The 1,801-nt window shown below is 48.4% G+C and carries 5 protein-coding genes; 3 read left to right on the top strand and 2 right to left on the bottom strand.

Translation table 11 applies throughout. The features are described from left to right. Positions 1-688: tyrosine-type recombinase/integrase (locus tag AC2VE5_RS26735; protein ID WP_486890570.1), on the bottom strand; the 688-nt coding region annotated here is incomplete at its 3' end. A gap of 3 nt (positions 689-691) precedes the next feature. Continuing rightward, a complete protein-coding gene (locus AC2VE5_RS26730; protein ID WP_486890569.1) occupies positions 692-943 on the bottom strand; it encodes a helix-turn-helix domain-containing protein in 252 nt (83 codons plus the stop codon). Between the two features lie 164 nt (positions 944-1,107). On the opposite strand from AC2VE5_RS26730, the gene AC2VE5_RS26725 reads away from it, so the two are divergent. The 3 genes from AC2VE5_RS26725 to AC2VE5_RS26715 are packed head-to-tail and all read left to right on the top strand — an operon-like array spanning position 1,108 to position 1,669. After that, the gene (locus AC2VE5_RS26725; RefSeq protein ID WP_486890568.1) at positions 1,108-1,317 is read left to right on the top strand and encodes a hypothetical protein; all 210 of its coding nucleotides are present in this window, start codon (positions 1,108-1,110) and stop codon (positions 1,315-1,317) included. Continuing rightward, a complete protein-coding gene (locus tag AC2VE5_RS26720; RefSeq protein ID WP_486890567.1) occupies positions 1,317-1,517 on the top strand; it encodes a hypothetical protein in 201 nt (66 codons plus the stop codon). The genes AC2VE5_RS26725 and AC2VE5_RS26720 overlap by 1 nt, the downstream gene beginning before the upstream one ends. Next, the gene (locus AC2VE5_RS26715; RefSeq protein WP_486890566.1) at positions 1,514-1,669 is read left to right on the top strand and encodes a hypothetical protein; all 156 of its coding nucleotides are present in this window, start codon (positions 1,514-1,516) and stop codon (positions 1,667-1,669) included. The genes AC2VE5_RS26720 and AC2VE5_RS26715 overlap by 4 nt, the downstream gene beginning before the upstream one ends. Positions 1,670-1,801 lie beyond the last annotated feature (132 nt).

The raw sequence follows: 1,801 nt of genomic DNA, 5'->3' as shown, positions 1-1,801 counted from the left end.
AGAGAGTAAGCGAACGCTGAACATGTAAGACGTTACCTTTCAGGTCTCCCCACTGCAAACCCAGCAGTTCGCCGCGTCTTAAGCCCGTCATGATGAGTAGGTAGAACGCAGCGTAAAGTCTATGTACTTCAGCAACGTTGAGGAAGCGCACAACCTCATCAGAGGTCCATAAGACCATCTCTTTTTGTTCTTCACGGAACTTCTTAACCGACTCCACAGGATTGCGGGGAATAAGTCCATCGTGCATGGCTTGCTTTAGCACGCTAAAGAGAAGAGTTCTCACCTTGTTAGCAGTACATAACCCTATCTGTTCTTTGACTTCCATGAGAACCGCCCTGATTCTCGGCGTTGAAATTTTGTTTAGTAATTCGCCGCCAAGTCGAGGGTAAACATATCGCTTCGCTTGTTCCCTATAGAGTTCAACCGTACGCGGCTTAACAACGTCCTCCTTGGTTTTTAGCCAGTGATGCAGGTAAGCCTCAAGCGTTATCTTTTCTGTGGTGAAATTTCCATCGGAGACTTGCCGCTTCAAGGCGTCTAACTTTTCACGGACTTCCTTTTGCGTCTTGCCGGTGATGTACTTGCGCTTTCTCTTACCGTTACCATCATAACCAAGTAAGAACTCTGCTTGCCACTGCCCATTCTTGTGCTGTGTGATGCTGCCTTCACCTTTTGCCCGTCTGCCCATTTTCTATTCCCCTTCCCCTTCGTAATCGATAAGGTCAGACAATTTGACCTTGCGTTTTGTCAGACTCCGCAACGTCTCAACAAGTACCGCCAATGTCGTCCTACTGAGATTTTCCGGTCCGTCATCTCGGAGTAAACGATAGATGCTATTACGCCCAAAATTGTGACCCAGCCTGATGGCTTCATTCTCTAGTTCTCGCGGCCTAATGCCTTTTTCTTCAAGATAGCTTTTGAGTTTCCAACGTATTTTTCCCATAGCTTAGTATAGCACAAATGACTGAATTCTTCAAGTATTTTGTATAACACATATGACTGAAAAATACTTGACAAGAAACTAGCAGATGTGATAGAATACAGCATCTAAGGGGCAAACGCCCTGGTAAGCAAAGCCCCTTAGAAATCCCAGTTAGGAGATTCAAAATGAATCTTATCACCCTCAGCAAAATCCCCGGCGAAATTTATAAACGTAATAGCTTCAAAAGCTACGAAGCGCACCGTAATGGTGAATACGTCGGCTATGTGGCGCAAGACTTAGGCAACAAGTGGGAAGTGGTAGATGCGAACTACAACCTTATCAGCCGCCATTCCACTATCAAAGCTGCGGTACGGGTTGCAGGGAAGGTTCTGTAATGGCCCCGCTTATTCTCATCTCCTGTCCTAGCTGCGGTGGCGATGCTTACTTTGAGGATGAATACGGCGCTTACGAATGCACGACTTGCAATGCTACTGGGCAAGTCGAGGTGTGCGGGTGCTGCCGAGAAGTCCCTACGGTCATCGGCGGGTTTGAGGTGTGTGGTTGCGTGAGTGTCGAGTTGGGGATGGCGGCATGACCGTCCCCCTCAACTTTGCTGATATCGAGATGTACGCCGACCGCGAAGAGGACCTACGAAACCTCTTTGCAAAATTAACAGAAGAGGACGAAGACCTTCCGCCCATCATTCAGGATGAGGGGTTAGGCGAAGATTGGGAGTGGGCGGTGTGACCGCCCCTCTTCTCAAGCAACTGATAGACGCCAAGAATTGCCTTGAAGACGCCCACATCACTCTCTGCGGTGCCTTGACCGCACACGCTGAAGCTAAGCGTGATTTAGAGGTAGAAGAGGCCGTAAGACTTT

It is taken from the genome of Aliterella sp. E5.1, from assembly GCF_057473825.1.
This window is presented reverse-complemented; position numbering and strand designations above follow the sequence as displayed.

Coding starts and splice junctions, on each gene's coding strand:
- AC2VE5_RS26715 (WP_486890566.1), top strand. CDS start 1,514: ATGACCGTCCCCCTCAACTTTGCTGATATCGAGATGTACGCCGACCGC.
- AC2VE5_RS26730 (WP_486890569.1), bottom strand. CDS start 943: ATGGGAAAAATACGTTGGAAACTCAAAAGCTATCTTGAAGAAAAAGGC.
- AC2VE5_RS26720 (WP_486890567.1), top strand. CDS start 1,317: ATGGCCCCGCTTATTCTCATCTCCTGTCCTAGCTGCGGTGGCGATGCT.
- AC2VE5_RS26725 (WP_486890568.1), top strand. CDS start 1,108: ATGAATCTTATCACCCTCAGCAAAATCCCCGGCGAAATTTATAAACGT.